A 20,794-nucleotide genomic window follows, 5' to 3' on the forward strand; every position below is an offset into this window, starting at 1 on the left:
CAGGGGTGGTCACTACTGTAATGAAACTTTTCAGCAAATTGTACTCAGAATATCTCCTGATTCCACGACCTCTACGTTTGTTGTTTTTATGGGGATGGATTGTTTTGTTTATTGTTGCTGGTACCAAATTCAGATGGTTCTACTTCCTACAATAAGCTGATTCAAAGAAGTCTGATCCCCTGGGACATCAAAAAAGAGCTGAGTCGTCATTATGACGTCTCGGCTCTTCTTTGATGCTCATCCTCTTCCTTACAGATAAAGATATAGGTAATCAACTCGAGCTAGCTTATACGTTCCTTTTTGAGGCAAACTTTATTTGATATTCAGAAATTCATATCACTTGATCACCGCTTCTGAATAGTTCTACCTGTTTAAGTCTTGCCAGTACGTTGGCAAGGCTTTTTTCTCTTAAACATAAGTTGTTTGGCTTTGCTTATGTATTCTTTAGATTTTCTTCAGAAATATGCTCATTAATTCCTTAGTTTTTTTCATTATGATGTCAATATCAACAAGAGAGGAAGATCTTAGAGCTACTTCATCAGTATGGTTATCTGATTTTTTATTTTGCCTTCTCATTAGGGCCTTTCGGTATTCCAATTCCAAATGAGATCACGATTATCAGCGGTGCCATTTTGAGTCACACAGGAGTTATCAATTCATGGATCACATACTTCTGTATTTTATCAGGACTATTAACGGCCATTACCTTTGCTTATTTTGCAGGGAAGTTATTTGGAACCAAGATAAAACACAGATTTCAACATCATAAACACTTCGTTAAGGCTGAACTGATTCTGAATAAAAGTGGCAATTGGGCGATGTGCATCGGTTTGTTCATTCCAATCGTGCGGTATGTTCTCCCTTTGGTGATGGGACTCAGTGGCGTGCAGTATAGAAAATTTGCTCTTATCTCCTATTCCAGTGCTTTGTTATGGACCATAACGTATTTTACAGCGGGAATTTACTTCGGTGACCCCATTCTATCTACGCTTCATTTATTACATTTCTAACTGGTTTGGATAACATACCATCACATTATGGAGGAACCCTATGAATTCCAATGAACCTGTTTTATTTTTGAAAAGCTTTCTGCAAAGCCCTAAACATGTCGGCAGTATCATACCCAGTTCCCGGTTTCTCGCCAGCAAAATGGTGAAGCAAGCCTCTTGGCTAGAGGCAAAAGCAGTCGCCGAGCTAGGATCGGGTACAGGTCCGATCACTCGTTATATTCATCAACAAGTACAGGATTCCACCAAAGTCCTATTGTTTGAGATGAACGAAACGATGAGGAATACTCTTAAGACGACATACCCGGAGTTCTCCTGTTATCCAGACGCCGCTCGATTGGTAGAATCTATGAATCAAGAGGGCGTTCAGCAAATGGATTACATTTTTAGCGGATTGCCCTTCTTCAACTTTGAGCCTGAATTAAGAAATACGTTGGTAGACCAGATCCATAAGGCACTCAAACCTGGAGGGTTATTCATCGCCTTTCAATATTCACTCCAAATGAAAAAAACATTATCCGAACACTTTTTCATCGAAAAAATAGAATTAGTGCCTTTGAATATCCCACCTGCGTTCGTTTATGTCTGTCGCAAAAAGGAAACAATTTAAACATTCCGGACGATCGTTTACACTGATGTTATCCTAATTTTTAAGGAGTGTTGAATTATGCATACCGTTCTCGTTGTTGATGATGAACCCGATATCCGGGATGTCATTCATGTCTATTTACGTAACGAAGGATATCATGTCATTGAAGCAGCCAATGGTGAGGAAGCGCTAAATATTATCAAAACAACATCGGTTCAACTCGTTATTCTGGATGTGATGATGCCCATTATGGATGGAATCAAAGCCTGCTTCAAAATAAGAGAAGTATCACCCACTCCCATTATTATGTTATCCGCCAAGGAAGAAGACATTGATAAAATCACGGGCCTGACTACCGGGGCTGATGATTATATGGTCAAACCGTTTAATCCATTAGAGTTACTGGCTCGCGTTAAAGCTCAGTTACGACGTCAAACCCTGATTGGCAAAGCCGAATTCAATTCACTTATCCTGATCAAGGACCTTGTCATTGATACAAGTAAACATTCTGTGAAGCTCAAAGATAATGACATTTCGCTTACACCACTGGAGTTCTCCATTCTGGTGTTGCTTGCCAACCATCCTGGACAAGTATTTAGCTCCGAGAAAATTTACGAAACCGTATGGAAAGAACCTTACGGGTATTCGGATAATACGGTGATGGTTCATATTCGTAACCTGCGAGAGAAATTGGAAGTAAATCCGCGGGAACCTCATTACATTAAAACGGTATGGGGAGTGGGATATAAAATTGATTAAACGATTACCACAGTTTAAAAAAAAGATACAGATTAACATCCTATATCAAATGTTGATCAGTTTATTGATTTCGTTTGTTGGCTCTGTGGGTGTAAATAATATGTTGATCATAGCTGCCGCAAAAATTAGTGAAAGATTTAATTGGCCTTCGCTCCTCTACATTTTTCCTTATGTTCTAACACCAATCTTCATCGTAATTTTCACGTTAATTTTTTTGTTTTCCACACGAAAAATTGTGAGAGATCTCATTACATTAGAGCAAGGGCTTCAAATCATATCTGAAGGAAATTTGAATTATAGGGTGCCCGTTAATCGACAAGATGAACTTGGACGCGTTGCTTCCAACATCAATCACATGACAGAACAGTTAAAGCAACAGATTGCTAAAGAACGTGAATTAGAGCAATCCAAGATGGACATGATCACTGGCATCTCACATGATCTGCGTACACCGCTTACCAGCATAATTGGCTATATTGAGCTTCTCAAATCAGAATCATTTCAAGACAAAGCAGAGTATGATCGTTTCATCCAAAATACCTATAACAAAGCAACGCATTTGAAGAAGTTACTCGATGATTTATTTGAATATACGCGTCTTAACGAAGTGAACACCCAATTGGATTTGAAAAATGTTGACCTCTGTCAGCTATTGGACCAATTGTTGTTTGAATTCGAACCTTTAGCTCAGGAGCATGGGATTCGTATTGAAAAAACACTCGGTAATGCTCCAATCATGGTTTCCCTAGATAGTGATAAGATCGCTCGAGCCATCGACAATCTCCTCATGAATGCACTCAAGTATTCCTTTAAACCGGGCACGATTCATGTTCGAATGAGTATGCAGCATAATCACGTTACCATTGAAGTAGAGAATAAAGGCATACCACTAACGATAGAACAAAAAAACAGACTGTTTGATCGCTTTTATAAGGTGGATTATTCGAGGAATAGCGAAGGTATTCAATCAGGATCTGGTCTGGGTCTTTCTATTGCGAGGAACATTGCGGATTTACATCAGGGGACTTTAACACTAAAACATACGCGTAACGTATTTATATTCCAACTAAGCTTGCCTTCTAACATCCAGTGAAACATCAATAGCATTGATAATGGAGGATACCGCGATGAAAACATTCGAACCACTTCTTTTCCTGCAAGGATTTCTGAGGAACCCCAAACGAGTAGGCAGTGTCCTCCCCAGCTCCAAATATTTGGCAAAGAAAATTGTCCAGTCTGTACGATGGGATGAGGTAAGAACCATTGCTGAGCTGGGGCCAGGAACAGGGGCCATCACACGTCTCATAAGATCACATTTACCGAAATCTGCAACCGTGTTTTTATTTGAAAGAGACCCCAAAATGAGAAGTAATCTGAAGAAAACATATCCTGAATTCATGTTCCATTCCAATGCTCTATCTATTAAAAAGGATCAATCAAGAATATATCCATCAGTTGGATAGCATCATTTGCGGACTGCCATTTTTTAATTTTTCCAGAGAAATGAGACAAAACATCCTGTCACAGATCGATACAGCGCTCCGACCTGGAGGCACATTAGTGTTATACCAGTACTCCCTTCATATGAAGAAACAATTAGCTGAGTTATTTGAGATGGAGAAAATTCAATTTGTGCCCTTCAGCTTCCCTCCTGTTTTTGTATATGTTTGTCGTAAAAGACAAGATGAAGGACAGCGTGAACCGATCGACTTGAGGAAGACTTGATTTATCCTCTTTATATGTTTAATGTCCTGTCTTGTCCTGTGAGGATCTAATTATGCGAGTCATCATCTTACGCGGCAACAACCGCGGCATAAACGCGATGAATCGGTTCCGAGCACCAGGCATAATTAATGTCTTGCCACGCAAGAAGCCTTGATACCCTTCTTGCGCCACCTGTCCAGCTTCCATGATTGGGCCTTGCAGCATCTTCGAGACACCCATACCCGAACGATCAACAAATCCGGTAGATGTCAGGCCTGGACACAGTGCCGTTACCGTAACACCCGTTCCGCTTACTTCATTCTCCAAAGCCTCGGTGAATGATAGCACGTATGCCTTTGTTGCATAATATACCGACATCATCGGTCCAGGGAAAAAACCTACCAACGAAGCCACATTCATCACACCGCCGTGTCCACGTTGTATCATATCCGGCAAGAATAGCTTTGTCATGACGGTTAAAGCCTTGATATTCACGTCAATCATATTGACTTCTTGTTCCATATCCGTTTCCATAAACGTCCCGAACAGACCGAAACCTGCATTGTTGACAAGATAGTCAACAACAATGCCCTTTTCCTTCAGCTCATGATAAATCTCCTGTGGTACCCCAGGTGCCGCTACATCTTTGGCAATAACCGTCGCCTGAATGCCATACTTTTTCTGATACTCCTGAGCTAGATCCTGTATTTTACCCTCACTTCGTGCTACCAGCACAATATGATGTCCACCTTTGGCAAACCGATCTGCTAACTCTTTACCAATCCCACCCGATACCCCTGTGATTAGAACTGTCTTTCTCATATCGTTAGCCTCTCTTTTCTATAAATATATTTCATCTGGAACACCCATATTAGAACGAACATTCTTTTAATGTGAAAAAATAGACTACCTTCGTATGAGATCCATGGATAGCATCGCTATACGAAGCAGTTTTTCCTTGGTCATCGAAGTCTTGGCCATCCCCCTTAAACCAATGCTTACGTTATGCAGATATTCCGCCAATACCTCGGCGTTGTACTCCGTTGTGAATTCACCTTCTTGCTGTCCCCACACCATAATGTCCTTGATTAGTTTCTCCGTATTTGCAAACATCTCCGTTGATCGGTTGTTCATGTCTTCATCTCGTGCCGCCAATTCTACCGTCGAATTAACAATGAAGCAGCCTGATGCTGGAGATTCCTCTCCATGAATTAAAGAAAGAAATATAAACTGAAGTGCTTCCGTTGCCGTTTTAGAACGCTTTACGCCTGCTGCAAGAGCGGAGCTGATTTTGTGATCATACAGATCTACTGACTTTAGAAACAAGGTATGTTTATCACCAAATGTGTCATACAAGCTTTTACGATGAATTCCCATATGATTAACCAGATCCGTCATAGACGTCTTCTCGTAACCTTGTTCCCAAAAAAGTCTCATCGCTTTATCCAGTACAACAGACTCTTCAAACTCTTTGCTTCTCGCCATTGGCTTCCCTCCTGTTCAGAAAACGAACATTAAATAGCATGAGCATGATCTTAACGAGCCTTTAAAAGGTAACAATGACTTTGCCCTGGGAGTGACCCGTTGATACTTTAATCAATGCCTTTTCAATGTCCTCAAACGTATACGTAGAATCGATCGAAGGTTTAATGTCTTCTTTTTCTACAAGAGCTGTGATTTCTTGCAATTGAATCCCACTGGAATGCACAAATAAAAAACGATATTCATTTTGATTCTTACGCGCTAAAGAATCCAGGCGTGCACCTACGAGACCGAACAATGCTCTTTTCCACAACGGGAATTGACTGTCCACTGCAAAGCGATAATTGGGTCCTGCCTTCAAAGAAACTAATTTGCCATGTGGTTTCAAAATGCTCAGTTCAGCTTTGATCTCATCCGCACCCAAGGTGTCGATCACATAATCGATATCGGACAGAATGTCAGCATACTGCTCAGTCTTATAATCAATGAATTGATCTGCTCCAATGGATAGAGTACGTGCTCTGCCCCTCTCACTGCCACTTGTAATAACCGTTAATCCCATGGACTTGGCAATTGGGATAGCCATCGCACCGAATCCCCCGGTTCCGCCAGGAATAAACAACTTTTTATTCGGTTCCGCTCGGAGCACATCATGCAATGCTTGATACGCGGTCAAGGCAGTAAGGGGTACTGCAGCAGCTTCGATAAAAGACAGATTTTCAGGCATCATGGATAAAGCATCCTCATGTACAGCCGCATATTCAGCAAAAGCACCAATTTTATTTAGTGGCTACCTCGTATAAACCGAATCCCCCACTTTAAAATTCAAAACATCATCACCGACAGCTTCAATGACACCCGATAATTCATTCCCTAAAGTTAAAGGTAACGTATAGTCGGCAATCATCCGAACACTGCCATTCATATTCAAGATATCCAGTGGATTTACACCCGCAGCTTTTACTTTGACGAGGACCTCACGGCTATGAATCTGAGGTATCTCAATATCATTGATTTCCACTTGGATTTTTTTGGAGTATTTCTGTATTTGAGCTGCTCTCATCATTTATCCTCTTCCTTTGCTTATAGACTATATAAGTTGAACTAAAGATTATTTACACTGACACTACGATGACAGAACACCCCTCCAATCGCTGTTATCGTGTAAATAAGTAGTTCAACTTATGTAGGAACATGGCGCGCAATGTTCAGTTGTACGCCATGCTCCATACTTTGTGCTAGTGTAGCCCCTCTTGCGACTTTAATTCTTCCAACGTAGGATAATCCGTGTAGCCCTTACTTCCCAATCCAAAGAATGTTGTCGGATCTGCTTCATTCAGTGGCGCACCTTGTTGAAGTCGTTCCACCAAATCTGGATTAGCCAAGGACCATACACCTACAGGTACCACATCAGCGAGACCACGATCTAAATCGACACTGAGATCATCCAAAGTTCTTCCGGCCCGGTTAACCAACAGTGGATTTTGCCAGATCGAACGAATGTCTTGGAGTAAGTTCTCATCTCCAAGATGCATAACATGAAGGTAAGCCAAATCCAATTGAGCCAATTCTTTTACAAGATAGCGGTAGAGTTCAGGACCTTGTTCGCCATCTTGAATTCCACCCAGCGGTGTCCCTGGTGAGATACGGAAGCCTGTTCGTTCTGCCCCTATTTCCTTCACGATGGCTTTGGTTACTTCAATCGCAAAGCGAGTACGATTTTCAAAAGATCCGCCGTACTCATCTGTGCGTGTATTCGAATTTTCTCCTAAAAATTGATTGATCAAGTATCCGTTGGCCCCATGAATCTCAACGCCATCCGCCCCTGCTTCGATCGCTGCGGCTGCTGCTTTTCGGAAATCGGCAATGGTCGTTTGAATATCCTCCTGACTCAATTCCCGGGGAACGGGGATATCCTGCATCCCTGTAGCCGTAAACATTTCTACACCAGGTGCGATTGCTGACGGAGCAACCGGTTGACGATGATGCGGGGTATTGTCCGGATGTGACATGCGACCCGCATGCATTAATTGGATATATACATATCCGCCAGCTTCATGCACCGCATCCGTTACCTTTTTCCATCCTTCAATATGCTTATCGGTGTAGATGCCCGGTGACCATAAGTAGCCCTGTCCATCATCAGAAGGTTGTGTTCCTTCCGTAATAAGGAGTCCCATCGTTGCGCGTTGAGCATAATAAAGTGCCGCCAACTCTCCAGGTGTACCATCTTCTTGTGCTCGACTGCGTGTCATAGGTGCCATCGCTAGTCGATGAGGCAATTCCATGTTGCCAATCTTTGTTTTACTCCATATCTTTTCCAATTGAATGTACTCCTCTTCTAATTTGAGATTTTGTAAATGTATCCTCTGGATTCTGCTGTATTAATTCAATTCTGAAATCACCGGGTAGATTGCACCTGTCAGCTGAAAATCATAGTTCTGATCTACAATCCCTACGACCACTTCATTGTGATCATACAGATCGATCATGAAGCCTGCCATTTCTTTAGCTGTGTGATATTTGGGCATATTCGCTTTGTAATCAAATCCTTCAGCATCTATTGATTTTTGCACAAATTCTGTTTCCGTGATCGCTGGTGCCAGGATCTTCGCTTTTAGTTTTGCACCTTTCAGTTCCAGTTCTTTGGCTAGACCTTCTGTGAAGGCACTAACGTAGTATTTCGATGCAGAATAAGCAACACTGCCTACAGCAATGGCATATCCGAGTGCAGATGAGACGTTAATCAATTGAGTGCCTTCCACATTTGCATAATCTCGCACATACAGTGTAGATAGAATGGTCAAAGATTCGATGTTAACACGCAGCATGGTCTCCACTTTATCCAAATTCTGTTCAGCAATGAACGAGCCTTCTCCAAGCCCTGCATTATTGATCCAAGTCTCAATTTGATATTCTTTCAAATCGTTATACAGTTCGTACGCCTCTGCGGTAACAGACAGGTCGCTTGTTTGAACGATAACATTTACTTTAGGGTCGATACCCTGAATAGTTGATTTAAGTTCTTCAAGCTTATCCAATCTTCTAGCTACCAAAATCAAGTTTTTGCCCCGTGTTGCAAATGCCAATGCTGTTTCATATCCAATTCCTGAACTTGCTCCTGTAATCACTGTGTATTTCATCATATTCTCTCCCTTATATTCTTTAGATTAGTGTAATCTCAGTTTTGAGAACGATCGTTCTTTATTGTGCAAAAAAAAGTAGTTAGATCTAACTTGCTGTTAGCATATCATTTCTAGAACGAACAGTAAAGAATTATTTTATATGTAAAAACCATGCTTGGAACTTACTTAAATGAGAAGAGAAACGCTATATAAACCATTTTATATCATAAATTAAGAATTCCTATATCGTTTCACTCCTTCAATTTAAGCAGAACTAACTTTTCTTTCATTGGTTAATCTAATGTCAGGCCAATGGCCACAAGTATAACCATCAACCTTTCCTAGCTACGCTAATCTGAATTCGACATCATCCATGCCAGAAATTCTCCAAACGAATCGGATACCTTTTCAACCTCTTCAAATTCAGGCTCACATCCACGGACAATACCTCCACTGTCGGTTGTTAAGTCAATGGCATAGAAGTAATATCCATCCTCCACAGACATTACGATCGGCAAGTGATGATCCCACCAGGCCGTTATCTCTGACTGCCAAATAGAATCACCCTCTGCTGCCTCCAAACTAAGCATTTCAAATTCATTCCATTGGAATGCGGTCTCCGTGCTATTGTTGAACTCAGCCTCACAAATAAACCAGGTTTTCTCATCCGGTGCAACGCATTTTTCAACTACATTTAGAAATTCTAAATATTCATCTGGAAGTCCTTTATATCTTGAAGTAACGCTGCTGTTTAAATGTGACTGCGAACCGGATTTACTCATTATGTCCCAGCCCTTTTCCCCGGCCCAAGTAATAAATTCCCTAAGGTGAGTTTTTTCTTTTCCATTATTCATTTCCAATTTATACACCTGCCTATCAGCTTAAGAAATAGAAACTATATCACCTATTCGGGATTTGAATGGAAAATCCCTGCTGTCGTGCTTCAAAGAGAAAGACAAAAAGACTGGAAACATGGCCCGAGAAAAGCGGCAACCAGGTTCCAGTCTTTGGTGGTTTGGGGACAGTTAATTTTAGTTAGGGACGGTAAATTTGAAATTGGACAGGAATCATTTATTTGTTAAAAATCCGCTGTCTCATCGCCTCAAACAACAAAATCGTCGCCGCCATTGCCGCGTTAAGCGACTCTGCCTGTCCCTGCATCGGGATCGTAATCGCATCATCTACCAAACGTGCCGTAGCATCCGAAATGCCTTTGCCTTCGTTACCGATCACAAGCCATACCGACTGCGTAAAATCATAACTATAACATGAATGCTCTGCCTGCAAAGAAGTACTAACCAGCTTCACGCCCGCAGCCTTCGCTTCGGGAAGCAAAGATTCCAACTGGCCCTCCACAATGGGCAAATGAAACAATGACCCCATCGTCGAACGAATCGTCTTCGGGTTATACACATCAGCACAGCCCACGCCAAGTACAACCCCCGCTGCTCCAGCTGCGTCCGCACTACGGATGATCGTCCCCACATTACCCGGGTCTTGCACTCCGTCCAGCACCACAACAAGCCCGCGCGCTCCGGTAATCAGGCTTTCCAGTGGCTCACTGCCTTTACGCACAATCGCGAATACAGGCTGTGGAGTCATTGTATCCGTACATTTGGCGATAACCGCAGGAGATACACTGACCCACTCCACACGCTGAAGCGGGTTTTCAAGCCCGGCAAGCTCATTCGGTACGCCTTGCTCTCCATCGTACACGATACACTCCAGATTTGCTCCGGCACGTAGTGCTTCCTGTACAAGATGAATGCCCTCAATGATATATTTATGTTGACGGGTACGATGCTTTTTCTCCAGCAACTGCGCCCATTCTTTTACACGTGTATTTTGCGGTGATACAATATCCATCTTTCCATCCTTCCCATCTGCATCCATCACTTCGGATACGCAAGCTCCATTTTCGTCAAATGATCCTTGTGACCTACAATGATCAGCACATCTCCAGCTTCGATCCGGTCCTCCGCGTACGGCGAGATGTTCATCGAATTTCCACTGCGAATCGCCATCACGTTACAACCAAAACGTGCACGGATGTTTAATTCCATCAGGTTTTTACCGATCATTTGCTCGGAGGCTCTCATCTCCAGAATGCTGTAATCCTCAGATAACTCGATGTAATCCAGTATATTAGGCGAGGTCAGATGATGGGCTACGCGTAGTCCCATATCCCGCTCAGGATAGATGACTTTATCTGCCCCAATCTTCTGTAATACCTTACCATGAAGCTCATTTTGGGCTTTTACGATCAAAACCGGTACACCCATATCTTTCAATATCAGGGTTGTCAGAATGCTCGCCTGAATATCTTCACCAATCGCCACAACGACAACGTCGAAATTCCGTATGCCCAGCGCACGCAGCGCTTCTTCATCTGTTGAATCTGCCGATACCGCATGGGTCACCACATTGGACATTTCCTGAGTCCTCTGCTCGTCCGCATCAATTGCCAGCACGTCGAATCCCATGCCACTCAGTGCATTGGCAACACTTGATCCGAACCGTCCCATACCAATTACGGCATACTGTTTCTTGGCCATTAGGGTCTTAACCTCCCGCTGCTCTTCAGCATGACGCATCATTACGGATACCCATGCTAACGTAAATAATCCTTCGTAGTATACCACAAAGCCTGATAAACTTGAATGCGCTAGCGCTTCCCAGGGAACAGTATTAGAGCAGCCGAATATACGAGGAGGGAATTGCGATGCCCATTACATTAAGCCTGCGTGAAGCGATTGTTCATAAAGTTCATGACAAGAGTGATGATCAGCTCCGGGAGATGATTGAAGGTTCAGTAGATGGACCGGAAGCTGCATTACCTGGACTTGGCGCCATTTTCGAGATGATCTGGAAGAACACAGAACCTGCCAAGCAGGAAGAACTCATTCAAATCGCGCAAGAGCATCTGCACACCATTCCCGTCCAACCGCTTAGCTAATCGAAGCAGTGGAGGGTAAGGTAACCATCATTACGTTTGTTCTGTCTGCAAAAGAAAGCTTTCCCTTATTCGGCTGGATCATACCCGCCTCCAGGTAAGGTGTATAGCAATAGATCCCTCCGCCACAATTGGCGGAGGGATCTTATTTTTAACAAGTTCTATCTCATCACATGAGCTTGTCACGTTTAGCAAATCTTTTAACAATTCCCACGAAAGACTTCCGTCTTCACTTAAGGCGCAGTCTCCAGGAATTGAGCTGTAGGATTTTTATCCATAGCCGTTCTCATTGCATACTCATTTTCGAAGAGCACCACATAATTCCCTTTTTTATCTTTTACAAGTGCAGAGTTAATCCGGAATTTGCTTGGGTCCAGATTCTCGTCCACGATCCAGCGAGCGAACTGATAAGGCATGCGTTGTAATAGTACGTCTACCCCATACTCGCCTTTCATCCGGTATTCAAATACCTCGAACTGTAGTTGACCAATTACGCCGAGGATTGTCTCGTCGAAACTTGCCGTCTGGAACACCTGAATGGTTCCTTCCTCCGTCAACTGATCAATTCCTTTTTGGTACTGTTTATGTTTCAATGCATTTTTCACAGTAACTTTGGCGAAAATCTCTGGTGAGAACGTTGGCAATTCCTCAAAAATAACTTCGCTGCCTTGGCTCAGTGAATCGCCAATCCGGAAAATACCCGGATCGAACAAACCGATAATATCGCCAGCATATGCCTCTTCGACAATATCCCGGTCTTGTGCCAGGAATTGCTGTGGCTGTGACAGCTTGATCTCTTTGCCCACACGAGTATGCTTCACACTCATTCCACGTTGGAACTTGCCTGACACAATACGCAGGAACGCAATACGATCCCGGTGTGCCGGGTTCATATTTGCCTGAATCTTGAACACATAACCGCTGAATTTCTCATTTGTTGGCTGAATCTCTCCTGCCGTACTGCGACGTGGTTCAGGCTTCGGTGCCAGTTCCAGGAAGTTCTCCAGGAAAGTCTGTACGCCGAAATTGTTAATCGCACTACCGAAGAAAATAGGTGTCAATTCGCCGCGTTGAACTTTCTCCATGTCGAATTGGTCGCCCGCGATATCCAGCAACTCCAGATCCTGACACAATTGATCATGCAGATATTCCCCTGCCATCTCACGGATAATCGGATCTTTGTAGCCATCTACCTTTTGTACTTTGATCGTTGAGTGATCGTCCCCTTGGAACAATTCCACCTGATTTTTCATCCGGTCGTAGACACCGCACAGCTCACGACCTGTACCAATAGGCCAGTTCATCGGAACCGAACGAATACCCAGTACATTTTCAAGTTCTTCCATCAGGTCAAATGGGCTTTTACCCTCACGGTCGAGTTTGTTGATAAACGTAAAGATTGGAATGCCACGCTTCGCACATACCTGGAACAACTTGATCGTTTGTGCCTCGACACCTTTTGCCACGTCAATCAACATCACCGCGCTATCGGCAGCCGTCAGTGTACGATACGTATCTTCACTGAAATCCTGGTGACCCGGTGTATCCAAAATGTTGACGCGATGATCCAGATAATCAAATTGCATTACGGAAGAGGTAACCGAGATCCCCCGTTGTTTCTCAATTTCCATCCAGTCACTTGTTGCGTGTTTGCTGGCTTTCCGAGCTTTTACCGTTCCCGCAAGGCGAATCGCGCCCCCGAACAGCAACAGTTTCTCGGTTAATGTAGTTTTACCCGCATCCGGGTGAGAGATAATGGCAAACGTCCGGCGTTTGTCCACTTCCTGTTGAAGAATATCATTTGCAGCTTTGCTCATAGGTTTAATCCCTTTCGTCCGTTCATTCACGTTAATCCGGCATAGCCGGTCCATCATTCAATCTTTATGCAATCCGGCGAGGCCGGTTGGTTGTACATCAGTTTTTACGTACTAGGTATTTACACACTAGATTAATTTTACACATTTACAATGGAGTTCATCCTCCTCAAATCTGTGCTTTCATGTATACCGTGAACTGCTTCTTAACCCAACTCTCCTATTGTACCATAATCTGTACCGAAAATAACCGATTACTACCGTAGATTCTTCTCTTTTCCCTTGCAAAAAAAAAGCACCCTTCAGCCATTTCCATGGCATCCAGGCACTCCTCATTCATTTTTATTTATCGGTTTTAGAAAATCAATGCATCCAGCGCGTATTGTCCGCCACCTGTCAATGCCAGCGCTACACCAATCACCAGAATCGCGAGATTATATTCGAATCCGTTCTGTGTGGACCAGTATCCGTTCGCTCCATGGACTTTCACAATCGCAATGACCATCGTCAATGCAATCAGAATGCCACCTACCGGTGTAAGCAGACCCAGGGCCAGCAGCAATCCGCCCCCGAATTCCGCGAGTCCAGCCAGTAACGCCACCAATGCACCGGGCTTCATGCCCATCGACTCAAACCAGCCACCTGTACCCTTGATCCCGTAACCTCCGAACCAACCAAACAGCTTTTGAGCCCCGTGCGCCATGAACGACAATCCAATCACCAAACGAATCAACAACAACCCTACATCCAACATCATTTTCTTTTTCCTCCATTCGATATATACAAAATAGTATTCTTAGATTAAAGATATTATGCACATTTTTTCTTCATGATTCTCTGTGACGCAAACCCCTTCAACTGGTTTACATTTTATCTCATGAATGATAACTTATCCGAAACGTTTGCCCGAATGAAGTTTGTCATTTGCGTAACTCTTTAACTCATGTGTTGAGTATAAGTTACATACTTACTTTTTGTCAACAACTTAATTTAAATTACTTATTTCCTGATGATGGATACCTACCTTTTCCCCGCTAGAAAGCCTGGGTACACCGCAAAATTTGCGATTTCCCCAGGCTCAGTCATGTTGTGTATGTTGTTAATACTGTTGTTAATGCCTTTACCCTACCCTAACCATTCACTTGCCAGATCACGCTATCCTCGTCCTGACCATTCACCGGCCACCAGTGGAATCCGTCCTGCTCCAGCAGCTTATCTGTCGCTTCTGGTCCCCAAGTTCCAGCAGGGTACGTATGAAGCTCTCCTTGATTCAGCCCCCAGGCTGCTGCGATACGATCCACAAAAGACCAGGCTGTTGCCACTTCATCCCAACGGGTGAAGTACGTAGAATCCCCCTCTGCGGCATCGTGCAGCAGACGTTCATACGCTTCAGGCGAGTTAATTCCAATCATGCAGCTCTGACAGAAATCCATTGCAAGTGGCTGAATCTCGGAATCCGAGCCTGGCTTCTTAGCATTAATTTTGATATATATGCCTTCCATCGGATTCACCCGAATGACTAGCAGATTCGGTTCCAATTTATACTTTTTCCCAAGGTACACGTTGTTTGGCATCGACTTGAACTCAACTACGATCTCGGTGGTTTTCACCGGGAGACGCTTGCCTGTCCGAATGTAGAATGGTACACCCGCCCAACGGAAATTATCCACGAATACACGTGCTGCAAAATAAGTTTCCGTATTCGACTGCGGATCAACCTTGTCTTCCTGGCGATACCCCGGAAGCTGCTTGCCACGGTACTCCCCTTCGGCATATTGCCCCCGCACAACGTTGTTGCTCACTTCCTCATCCGAGGTGAACGCCCGTAGAGAGCGTAATACCTTCACCTTCTCATCCCGAATGTCTTCCGGAAATAGGCGACTTGGCGGTTCCATCGCAATCATTGTCAGCATCTGAAGCATATGGTTTTGCCCCATATCACGGAGTGCTCCGGAGTGATCATAATAACCGCCACGTTCTTCCACGCCTACCGTCTCACCCAGCGTAATCTGAACGTTGGCAATATGTTTGTTATTCCAGAGCGGTTCAAAAAAAGCATTTCCGAAGCGGATCACTTCGATATTTTGCACCATTTCCTTGCCCAGATAATGATCAATCCGATAGATTTCCTCTTCACGGAATACCTCACGAATCTGCTCATTCAAATGTTCGGCCGATTGCAGATCATAACCAAATGGTTTTTCGATCACCAAACGGTTCCATCCCTGACTTTCCAACATACCACCGTCCCGCAAACTGTACGAGACACTGCCAAACAGCTCAGGTGCCAGTGCCAGATAGAACAGCCTATTCCCCGGCGTGTTAAACTTTGATTCCAGATGCTCCGTCTGCGCACGTAGCTCTTTGAATCCTTCCACATTATTGATATCCAGTGCTTTGTATTCAAAATGATCGACAAAAGCGTTCCACTCATCAGGTTCCCCCGCTGGATAACGGCAGAACTCTTTAATGGATTCATAGATGTCTTCCCGGAATTCTTCTGGGGACCTCGGACGACGTGCTACGCCAATAACCGCAAAGTCTTCGGCAAGCTTGCCTTCACGGTAAAGACTGTAGATAGCCGGAAACAGCTTCCGGCGGGCCAAATCACCCGTTGCTCCAAAAATGAAAAATACTGCGCCTGGTGTCTGTACTTCATCTTGCAATTGTTTTTCAACCATGGGCTCCTCTTTCTTCCGGGAAGATAACCTTCACGCTCTCCCCGAGCTATGTAATGGTGTTATATATGCACGACATACAACTGTCAATTACCAGCAAGTTCCTTCTTGGATGTGATGCCATTTTAGCATATCAACTGAACGGATGCACTATTTCAAACTCATTTTTCTGATAAAGATTCTCAATATTGGGTCCTAATTCATGAAAAATCCATCCATTAGTATTCAATCGTAATCACCGGAAACCCCACTGTAATTCGATTATCGACCTCGTCTCCAACCTGGTGAACTGCGAGTTGCATATTCAACATGTGCGAGCCACTCTTGATCGATAGGGGCAGCTCAGCCGCCTTATAAGAGACACTTGCAGTGCCTGCATCTGTATAACGTTCGACGGAGGCGATATCCACCTTTGTGGACAGCTGTTCTTCGATCAGTTCCAGTTGCTGACTCGCATCATGTTCAGTAGCAGTAACTGCTGTACCTTGCACAGACATATTCCAGGTTGCCTTCATCCCTGAGTCTACAAGCAGTTGACCGATCTGTTCATGTACTGTCATTAATGCCTTCCGATCCGTGTGTGCATCCCCTGAGAGTTGTACGATGGCGTAGTAACCATTGTCACCTGTATCGACGACATTGACCAACAAGCCTACACCTCCATTAGCCGTATCGACAATCTCTTCACTGCGGTAAACATCATGACCCGTCTGGCTTACCCGCACAGGTGGTTCAAGTCCCAAGTGACTTGCCAGTAACACGGCCTGCGCTTGTGCATCTCCCTTGCCTTCTCCTTGCCATTTAATAACTAGAAGATCCACATTATCAATCACACTGTCAGCAGTATAGATTAACTGTTCCAGTTGGGCAGCTTTGGATTCGTTCTTCTCTGCGTATACCTGTGTCACACCAATAAGAATTATGATAGCTATTGCCAAGATACCTGTTGTCATCCATCGATTTAACATTTGAATCCCCCGCTTCTTTCTTGCATTCTATGAATCTATCAACAGCATGCCCCTTTCGCATATTTGCTATACTTCTTCTGCACACAACAAAAAAGCCCCACCCGCCACTTGCATGGCAGATCAGAGCTTTCCATTCATCTTTTCTATATAAATTGAACTACACAATATTTACACTCGCCACTCCGCTGACAGAACAACCTTCCGATCGCTGTTATCCCCAGATTTTTTGATTCTTTTTATAAAGGGTAAATCCGGGGATAAAGGCGAAGTTTATGCTTCCGAAGTAGCTTTCTTTCAGAAAGCTTTTAGCTTCGCTTCTTCAGGTTCCTTCTGTCCTCTCCGTTTTGTGTAAATCTTTAGTTCAATTTATATAAATCATCTCTTATCTATACTTCCGCACATTAATGCACGGTTCTTTGGCTTAATTATGTTATTGCATTTAGTTCTTGTTTTTACTCTGCAAGTCCATTTTTATAAGCATAGATCGCGGCCTGTGTACGGTCGTCTACGCCCAATTTTGCCAGTAGGTTTGTAACATGGAATTTGACCGTCTTGATACCAATGATCAGATCATCAGCGATGTCCTGATTCGATTTACCTTTGGCGAGCAACCGGAGCACATCCATTTCACGGTCTGTTAATTCATCATGCAAAGGAGCTGCTGCCTGTGGCTGCCGGAAGCGATTCATCATTTTCGAAGCCACCTGTGACTCCAGAACGGATTGCCCGCGAGCGGCTGCGCGAATCGCATCTGCCACTTCATTGGCTCTTGATGTTTTCAACAGATAACTGAATGCACCTGCTTCAATGACAGGATACATTTTTTCATCATCCAAGTAACTGGTCAATACAATGACTTTGCACTCTGGATACATTTTAAGTACCTGACGAGTAGCCTCAATGCCGTCCATTCCTTCCATAACCAGGTCCATCAGAACAACATCAGGCTTATATTCCTGTGCAAGCCGAATGCCTTCCTCTCCACTACCTGCTTCACCAACAACTTCAATTCCATCTTCGGTATCCAGTACCGCTGCAAGACCAATACGTACCATCTCATGATCATCCACGAGCAACACTTTGATCGACGTTTCCGTCTCCGTTTCGACTTCCGGTTCCATTGACATGTTCTTCCTCGCTTTCATCGTTCATCAAAGGTATCGTAATCTCAATCCGCGTTCCCTTACCAGGCGCTGTTACAAAATGTATGGCCCCGCCAATCTCCGTAACACGTTCACGCATGTTAGCCAGACCGTAAGAAGCTTGTTTATTCTCATCCAGATCAAAGCCTTGCCCATCATCACGAATCAATACCCGGATCGCATCAGTACGACGCTGGATCCGTATCTCCATTTTTTCCGCTTTTGCATGCCGTAACGTATTGGACATAGCCTCCTGAACGATCCGGAACAGATGATTCTCGATGCCTTTGATCAGATCAATGTCTTCGTCCATTTCGAGCACAATGTCCATGGGTACTTTTGTTTTCAGTTCCATCACCAGATCACGCAGACCTTGTTCGAGATGTTTACCCTCCAGATAGACTGGACGCAGATGTAACAGTAACGCACGCATCTCGGACTGGGCTACCGAAGCCATCTCCTCAATCAAAGCCACCTGCCGCTGAGCACGTTCAAAATCCTTCTCCATCTTCCGTCCAACGGCCGTTGCTGTCATGGATATCGCGAACAATTGTTGCGATACCGCATCATGCAGTTCCCGTGCCAAACGTTGCCGCTCTTCCACAATAGCCGTAATTCTGGCTTGTTCAGCAAGCTGTGCATTATGAGTAGACAATCGCTGGAGCGTAGATATCTGATCTTCCCACTTTTTGCCGATTCGTCCGAGTTGCTCACTTAAACGGCCCACATCATCATCGCCCAGATCAGGTACAGTGCGTGATAGAGAGCCCTTCTCCCACAGTAGAAGTGTTTCCCGCAGCAGTTCGAGCCGGCGTTTAACCCGGTAACTCTGATAGAACCCAAAGACCGCACCGATTCCAATCAGAAGCAGCAATAAGGCCAGACCCGATTGAATCAGATGACGCCAACCTGTAAACGGAGCAAGATAACCATATGTATACAATACATACAAAATAACAGCGAGCACAATGAAAACCAGGAGGATCCCTTCACCCATACTTCGGGTTACCATGTCGGTATGTCGTTTTGTCTTCATCGGGGTCTCCTCCTTCTCTTCATCTATTTTACTACGGATTACTGATGTTTAGGTCGCCAACAATATAAGAAATGACAAATTTTGCTTTATGTTCACTGGATTCATATCCAGGCGTTCTCCATACTAATTTGTTCATCATACCGCTATCTTGTTCTCCAAGAAGATTAATCCGGCCGAAAAGAACCGATGCTTCAATCTCCACACCATAATCTTCTGGTAGTGTAAGGCGAACATTACCCATAACTCCTTGCAGCAGCACAATTGTTTGTTTCTCCTCCGGAATTGAAAGAGATAGATCCGCGTTAACCTCACCTATGGCATGCCACAGACTCATACTACGTAACGTCCAGGATGATTGATCCCAGTAGTACCGAGCCATGAAATTCTGTTTCTTCATAACGCCTTCGTCCAGATGAATCTTTTTGTTTTTCGAATAAAAGTAAGCTAAAGAAGCCAGTACAATCAAAAATACAATCATTAAATTATCCAGCAATAACAGTGCCGCACCAATGCCAAGATACCGATGACCTTTGCGGGTATCCCCATTGCGGACTTGAAGCATTCCAACCGTTAACAGAATCAGTGCGGCAGCGGTCAGGAAGTTAATATTGTCATTCAATAACATCATTGTGCCAATAATCATAATGACAACTGCAAGCCATTTACTCTTTTGATTCATCCCCGCCGCACCTCCTCTGTAAGTTAATCTCTCTTTATTCAACGGAAAAGCCATACCAGGCAATGAAGTCCTGTATGGCTTAACTTTTGTTCTACCAACCGTACATTATACACGATTTATAGAATATCATATTGTCCACTAAGCGAACAGTTATTCTTTTGAAGTTCCGTTCGCTTCATTCTTGGAACCATTGCCCATTTTATTTTTGAGGGCTTGTAATTGCTGATCCACTTTGAATTGTTTTTCCACATCTACAGGATTCGTATACGTGGATGATGTGTTGCGATAAGGTGCACGAGCTACGTCAGCTTCAGCTTCCAGCTGCATGATTTTCTCTTCCATGCGGTGGAATCCAAGTGATGCGCCGCCACTTTCGATCGAATGCAAGCTGTTGATGGAAGACATTTGTTTTTTAGCTTTTGCCATTTGTGCACGGGATACAAGTTCATTACGTTTGTTACGCATTTTGTAGAACTCATCTTTCATATCATGCAACTGTTGCAACAGATCTTTTGCTTGTGCTTCGGACTGTGCATGCAGTTCGCTGTACTCCGTAATTTTTTGATCAAAGTAGATTTTCTCTTCCAACAATTTGCGTGCCACTTCTTCCTGACCGTTAGACAGAGCAGCTTCTGCTTGGGACTCACGTTGTACCGAAGTACGCTCCGCTTCATCCAAACGTTGTTTCATGCGGCGCTCATTTGCCATTTGTTTAGCAACAGTTACCTCTGCCTCATGAATCTCAGCCTCCATATCACGCAAGTACTGGTTCAACATTACAATCGGGTCCTCTACTTTATCCAACATATCATTTACCGATGCTTTCGTCATATCCTTAATCCGTTTAAATACTCCCAT

At 43.9% G+C, this 20,794-nt stretch carries 21 protein-coding genes and 1 pseudogene; 6 read left to right on the forward strand and 16 right to left on the reverse strand.

What is annotated here, in order from left to right; all coding sequences use genetic code 11:
• The first annotated feature begins 608 nt into the window (after positions 1 to 608).
• From MHI55_RS26075 to MHI55_RS26095, 5 genes are read left to right on the forward strand one after another with little or no spacing between them, the layout of a single operon-like run.
• Complete coding sequence (locus MHI55_RS26075; protein WP_256720215.1) at positions 609 to 1,010, forward strand: VTT domain-containing protein; 402 nt, start codon at positions 609 to 611, stop codon at positions 1,008 to 1,010.
• A gap of 40 nt (positions 1,011 to 1,050) precedes the next feature.
• The gene (locus MHI55_RS26080; protein WP_340387530.1) at positions 1,051 to 1,617 is read left to right on the forward strand and encodes a methyltransferase domain-containing protein; all 567 of its coding nucleotides are present in this window, start codon (positions 1,051 to 1,053) and stop codon (positions 1,615 to 1,617) included.
• A 57-nt stretch (positions 1,618 to 1,674) separates the two neighbouring features.
• A complete protein-coding gene (locus MHI55_RS26085) occupies positions 1,675 to 2,355 on the forward strand; it encodes a response regulator transcription factor (RefSeq protein WP_340387532.1) in 681 nt (226 codons plus the stop codon).
• A gap of 49 nt (positions 2,356 to 2,404) precedes the next feature.
• Positions 2,405 to 3,448 (forward strand): HAMP domain-containing sensor histidine kinase, encoded by a 1,044-nt coding sequence (locus MHI55_RS26090; RefSeq protein ID WP_340390650.1) that lies wholly within the window; start codon positions 2,405 to 2,407, stop codon positions 3,446 to 3,448.
• Between the two features lie 34 nt (positions 3,449 to 3,482).
• A complete protein-coding gene (locus tag MHI55_RS26095; protein ID WP_340387534.1) occupies positions 3,483 to 3,818 on the forward strand; it encodes a hypothetical protein in 336 nt (111 codons plus the stop codon).
• Positions 3,819 to 4,098: 280 nt separating this feature from the next.
• Here the strand turns inward: MHI55_RS26095 and MHI55_RS26100 are convergent, their stop codons facing one another.
• The 8 genes and pseudogenes from MHI55_RS26100 to MHI55_RS26135 form a co-directional block, all read right to left on the reverse strand.
• Positions 4,099 to 4,881 (reverse strand): SDR family oxidoreductase, encoded by a 783-nt coding sequence (locus tag MHI55_RS26100; RefSeq protein WP_340387536.1) that lies wholly within the window; start codon positions 4,879 to 4,881, stop codon positions 4,099 to 4,101.
• Positions 4,882 to 4,965: 84 nt separating this feature from the next.
• On the reverse strand, positions 4,966 to 5,544 hold the full coding sequence (locus MHI55_RS26105; protein ID WP_047841326.1) for a TetR/AcrR family transcriptional regulator: 579 nt from the start codon (positions 5,542 to 5,544) through the stop codon (positions 4,966 to 4,968).
• Between the two features lie 61 nt (positions 5,545 to 5,605).
• Positions 5,606 to 6,604 (reverse strand): annotated as a pseudogene (locus MHI55_RS26110) (NADP-dependent oxidoreductase).
• 175 nt (positions 6,605 to 6,779) lie between these two features.
• Positions 6,780 to 7,865: an alkene reductase gene (locus tag MHI55_RS26115; protein ID WP_101314206.1), complete on the reverse strand. Its 1,086-nt coding sequence runs from the start codon at positions 7,863 to 7,865 to the stop codon at positions 6,780 to 6,782.
• Between the two features lie 60 nt (positions 7,866 to 7,925).
• Positions 7,926 to 8,684 carry an SDR family NAD(P)-dependent oxidoreductase gene (locus tag MHI55_RS26120; RefSeq protein WP_101314205.1) on the reverse strand — a complete coding sequence of 253 codons (759 nt, stop codon included), beginning with the start codon at positions 8,682 to 8,684 and terminating at the stop codon, positions 7,926 to 7,928.
• Positions 8,685 to 9,016: 332 nt separating this feature from the next.
• Positions 9,017 to 9,520, reverse strand: coding sequence for an SMI1/KNR4 family protein (locus tag MHI55_RS26125; RefSeq protein ID WP_101314204.1), 504 nt, complete (start codon positions 9,518 to 9,520; stop codon positions 9,017 to 9,019).
• Between the two features lie 217 nt (positions 9,521 to 9,737).
• A complete protein-coding gene (locus MHI55_RS26130) occupies positions 9,738 to 10,532 on the reverse strand; it encodes an RNA methyltransferase (RefSeq protein ID WP_101314288.1) in 795 nt (264 codons plus the stop codon).
• Positions 10,533 to 10,558: 26 nt separating this feature from the next.
• Positions 10,559 to 11,260 (reverse strand): TrkA family potassium uptake protein, encoded by a 702-nt coding sequence (locus MHI55_RS26135; RefSeq protein ID WP_076254620.1) that lies wholly within the window; start codon positions 11,258 to 11,260, stop codon positions 10,559 to 10,561.
• Positions 11,261 to 11,388: 128 nt separating this feature from the next.
• Here MHI55_RS26135 and sspI point away from each other — a divergent pair, with 128 nt between their 5' ends.
• Positions 11,389 to 11,622 (forward strand): small acid-soluble spore protein SspI, encoded by a 234-nt coding sequence (gene sspI, locus MHI55_RS26140; protein WP_017692323.1) that lies wholly within the window; start codon positions 11,389 to 11,391, stop codon positions 11,620 to 11,622.
• 230 nt (positions 11,623 to 11,852) lie between these two features.
• Here the strand turns inward: sspI and MHI55_RS26145 are convergent, their stop codons facing one another.
• The 8 genes from MHI55_RS26145 to MHI55_RS26180 all read right to left on the reverse strand — a co-directional run bounded on the left by MHI55_RS26145 (position 11,853) and on the right by MHI55_RS26180 (position 20,794).
• Positions 11,853 to 13,436: a peptide chain release factor 3 gene (locus tag MHI55_RS26145; protein ID WP_036605691.1), complete on the reverse strand. Its 1,584-nt coding sequence runs from the start codon at positions 13,434 to 13,436 to the stop codon at positions 11,853 to 11,855.
• Between the two features lie 352 nt (positions 13,437 to 13,788).
• Complete coding sequence (locus MHI55_RS26150; RefSeq protein ID WP_024634146.1) at positions 13,789 to 14,187, reverse strand: DoxX family protein; 399 nt, start codon at positions 14,185 to 14,187, stop codon at positions 13,789 to 13,791.
• Positions 14,188 to 14,563: 376 nt separating this feature from the next.
• The gene (gene zwf, locus MHI55_RS26155) at positions 14,564 to 16,114 is read right to left on the reverse strand and encodes a glucose-6-phosphate dehydrogenase (RefSeq protein WP_340387538.1); all 1,551 of its coding nucleotides are present in this window, start codon (positions 16,112 to 16,114) and stop codon (positions 14,564 to 14,566) included.
• 215 nt (positions 16,115 to 16,329) lie between these two features.
• Entirely contained in the window at positions 16,330 to 17,079 is a 750-nt protein-coding gene (locus MHI55_RS26160) for a YwmB family TATA-box binding protein (protein WP_340387540.1), read from the reverse strand.
• Positions 17,080 to 17,531: 452 nt separating this feature from the next.
• Positions 17,532 to 18,200 (reverse strand): response regulator transcription factor, encoded by a 669-nt coding sequence (locus MHI55_RS26165; RefSeq protein WP_091020933.1) that lies wholly within the window; start codon positions 18,198 to 18,200, stop codon positions 17,532 to 17,534.
• Positions 18,142 to 19,257, reverse strand: a complete 1,116-nt coding sequence (locus MHI55_RS26170; RefSeq protein ID WP_076254542.1) for a sensor histidine kinase — start codon at positions 19,255 to 19,257, stop codon at positions 18,142 to 18,144. The genes MHI55_RS26165 and MHI55_RS26170 overlap by 59 nt, the downstream gene beginning before the upstream one ends.
• A gap of 31 nt (positions 19,258 to 19,288) precedes the next feature.
• Positions 19,289 to 19,936: a cell wall-active antibiotics response protein LiaF gene (gene liaF, locus MHI55_RS26175; protein WP_036605686.1), complete on the reverse strand. Its 648-nt coding sequence runs from the start codon at positions 19,934 to 19,936 to the stop codon at positions 19,289 to 19,291.
• Between the two features lie 150 nt (positions 19,937 to 20,086).
• The gene (locus MHI55_RS26180) at positions 20,087 to 20,794 is read right to left on the reverse strand and encodes a PspA/IM30 family protein (protein ID WP_017692315.1); all 708 of its coding nucleotides are present in this window, start codon (positions 20,792 to 20,794) and stop codon (positions 20,087 to 20,089) included.

Source organism: Paenibacillus sp. FSL E2-0151, from assembly GCF_037993015.1.
Taxonomy (GTDB): Bacteria; Bacillota; Bacilli; order Paenibacillales; family Paenibacillaceae; genus Paenibacillus; species Paenibacillus amylolyticus.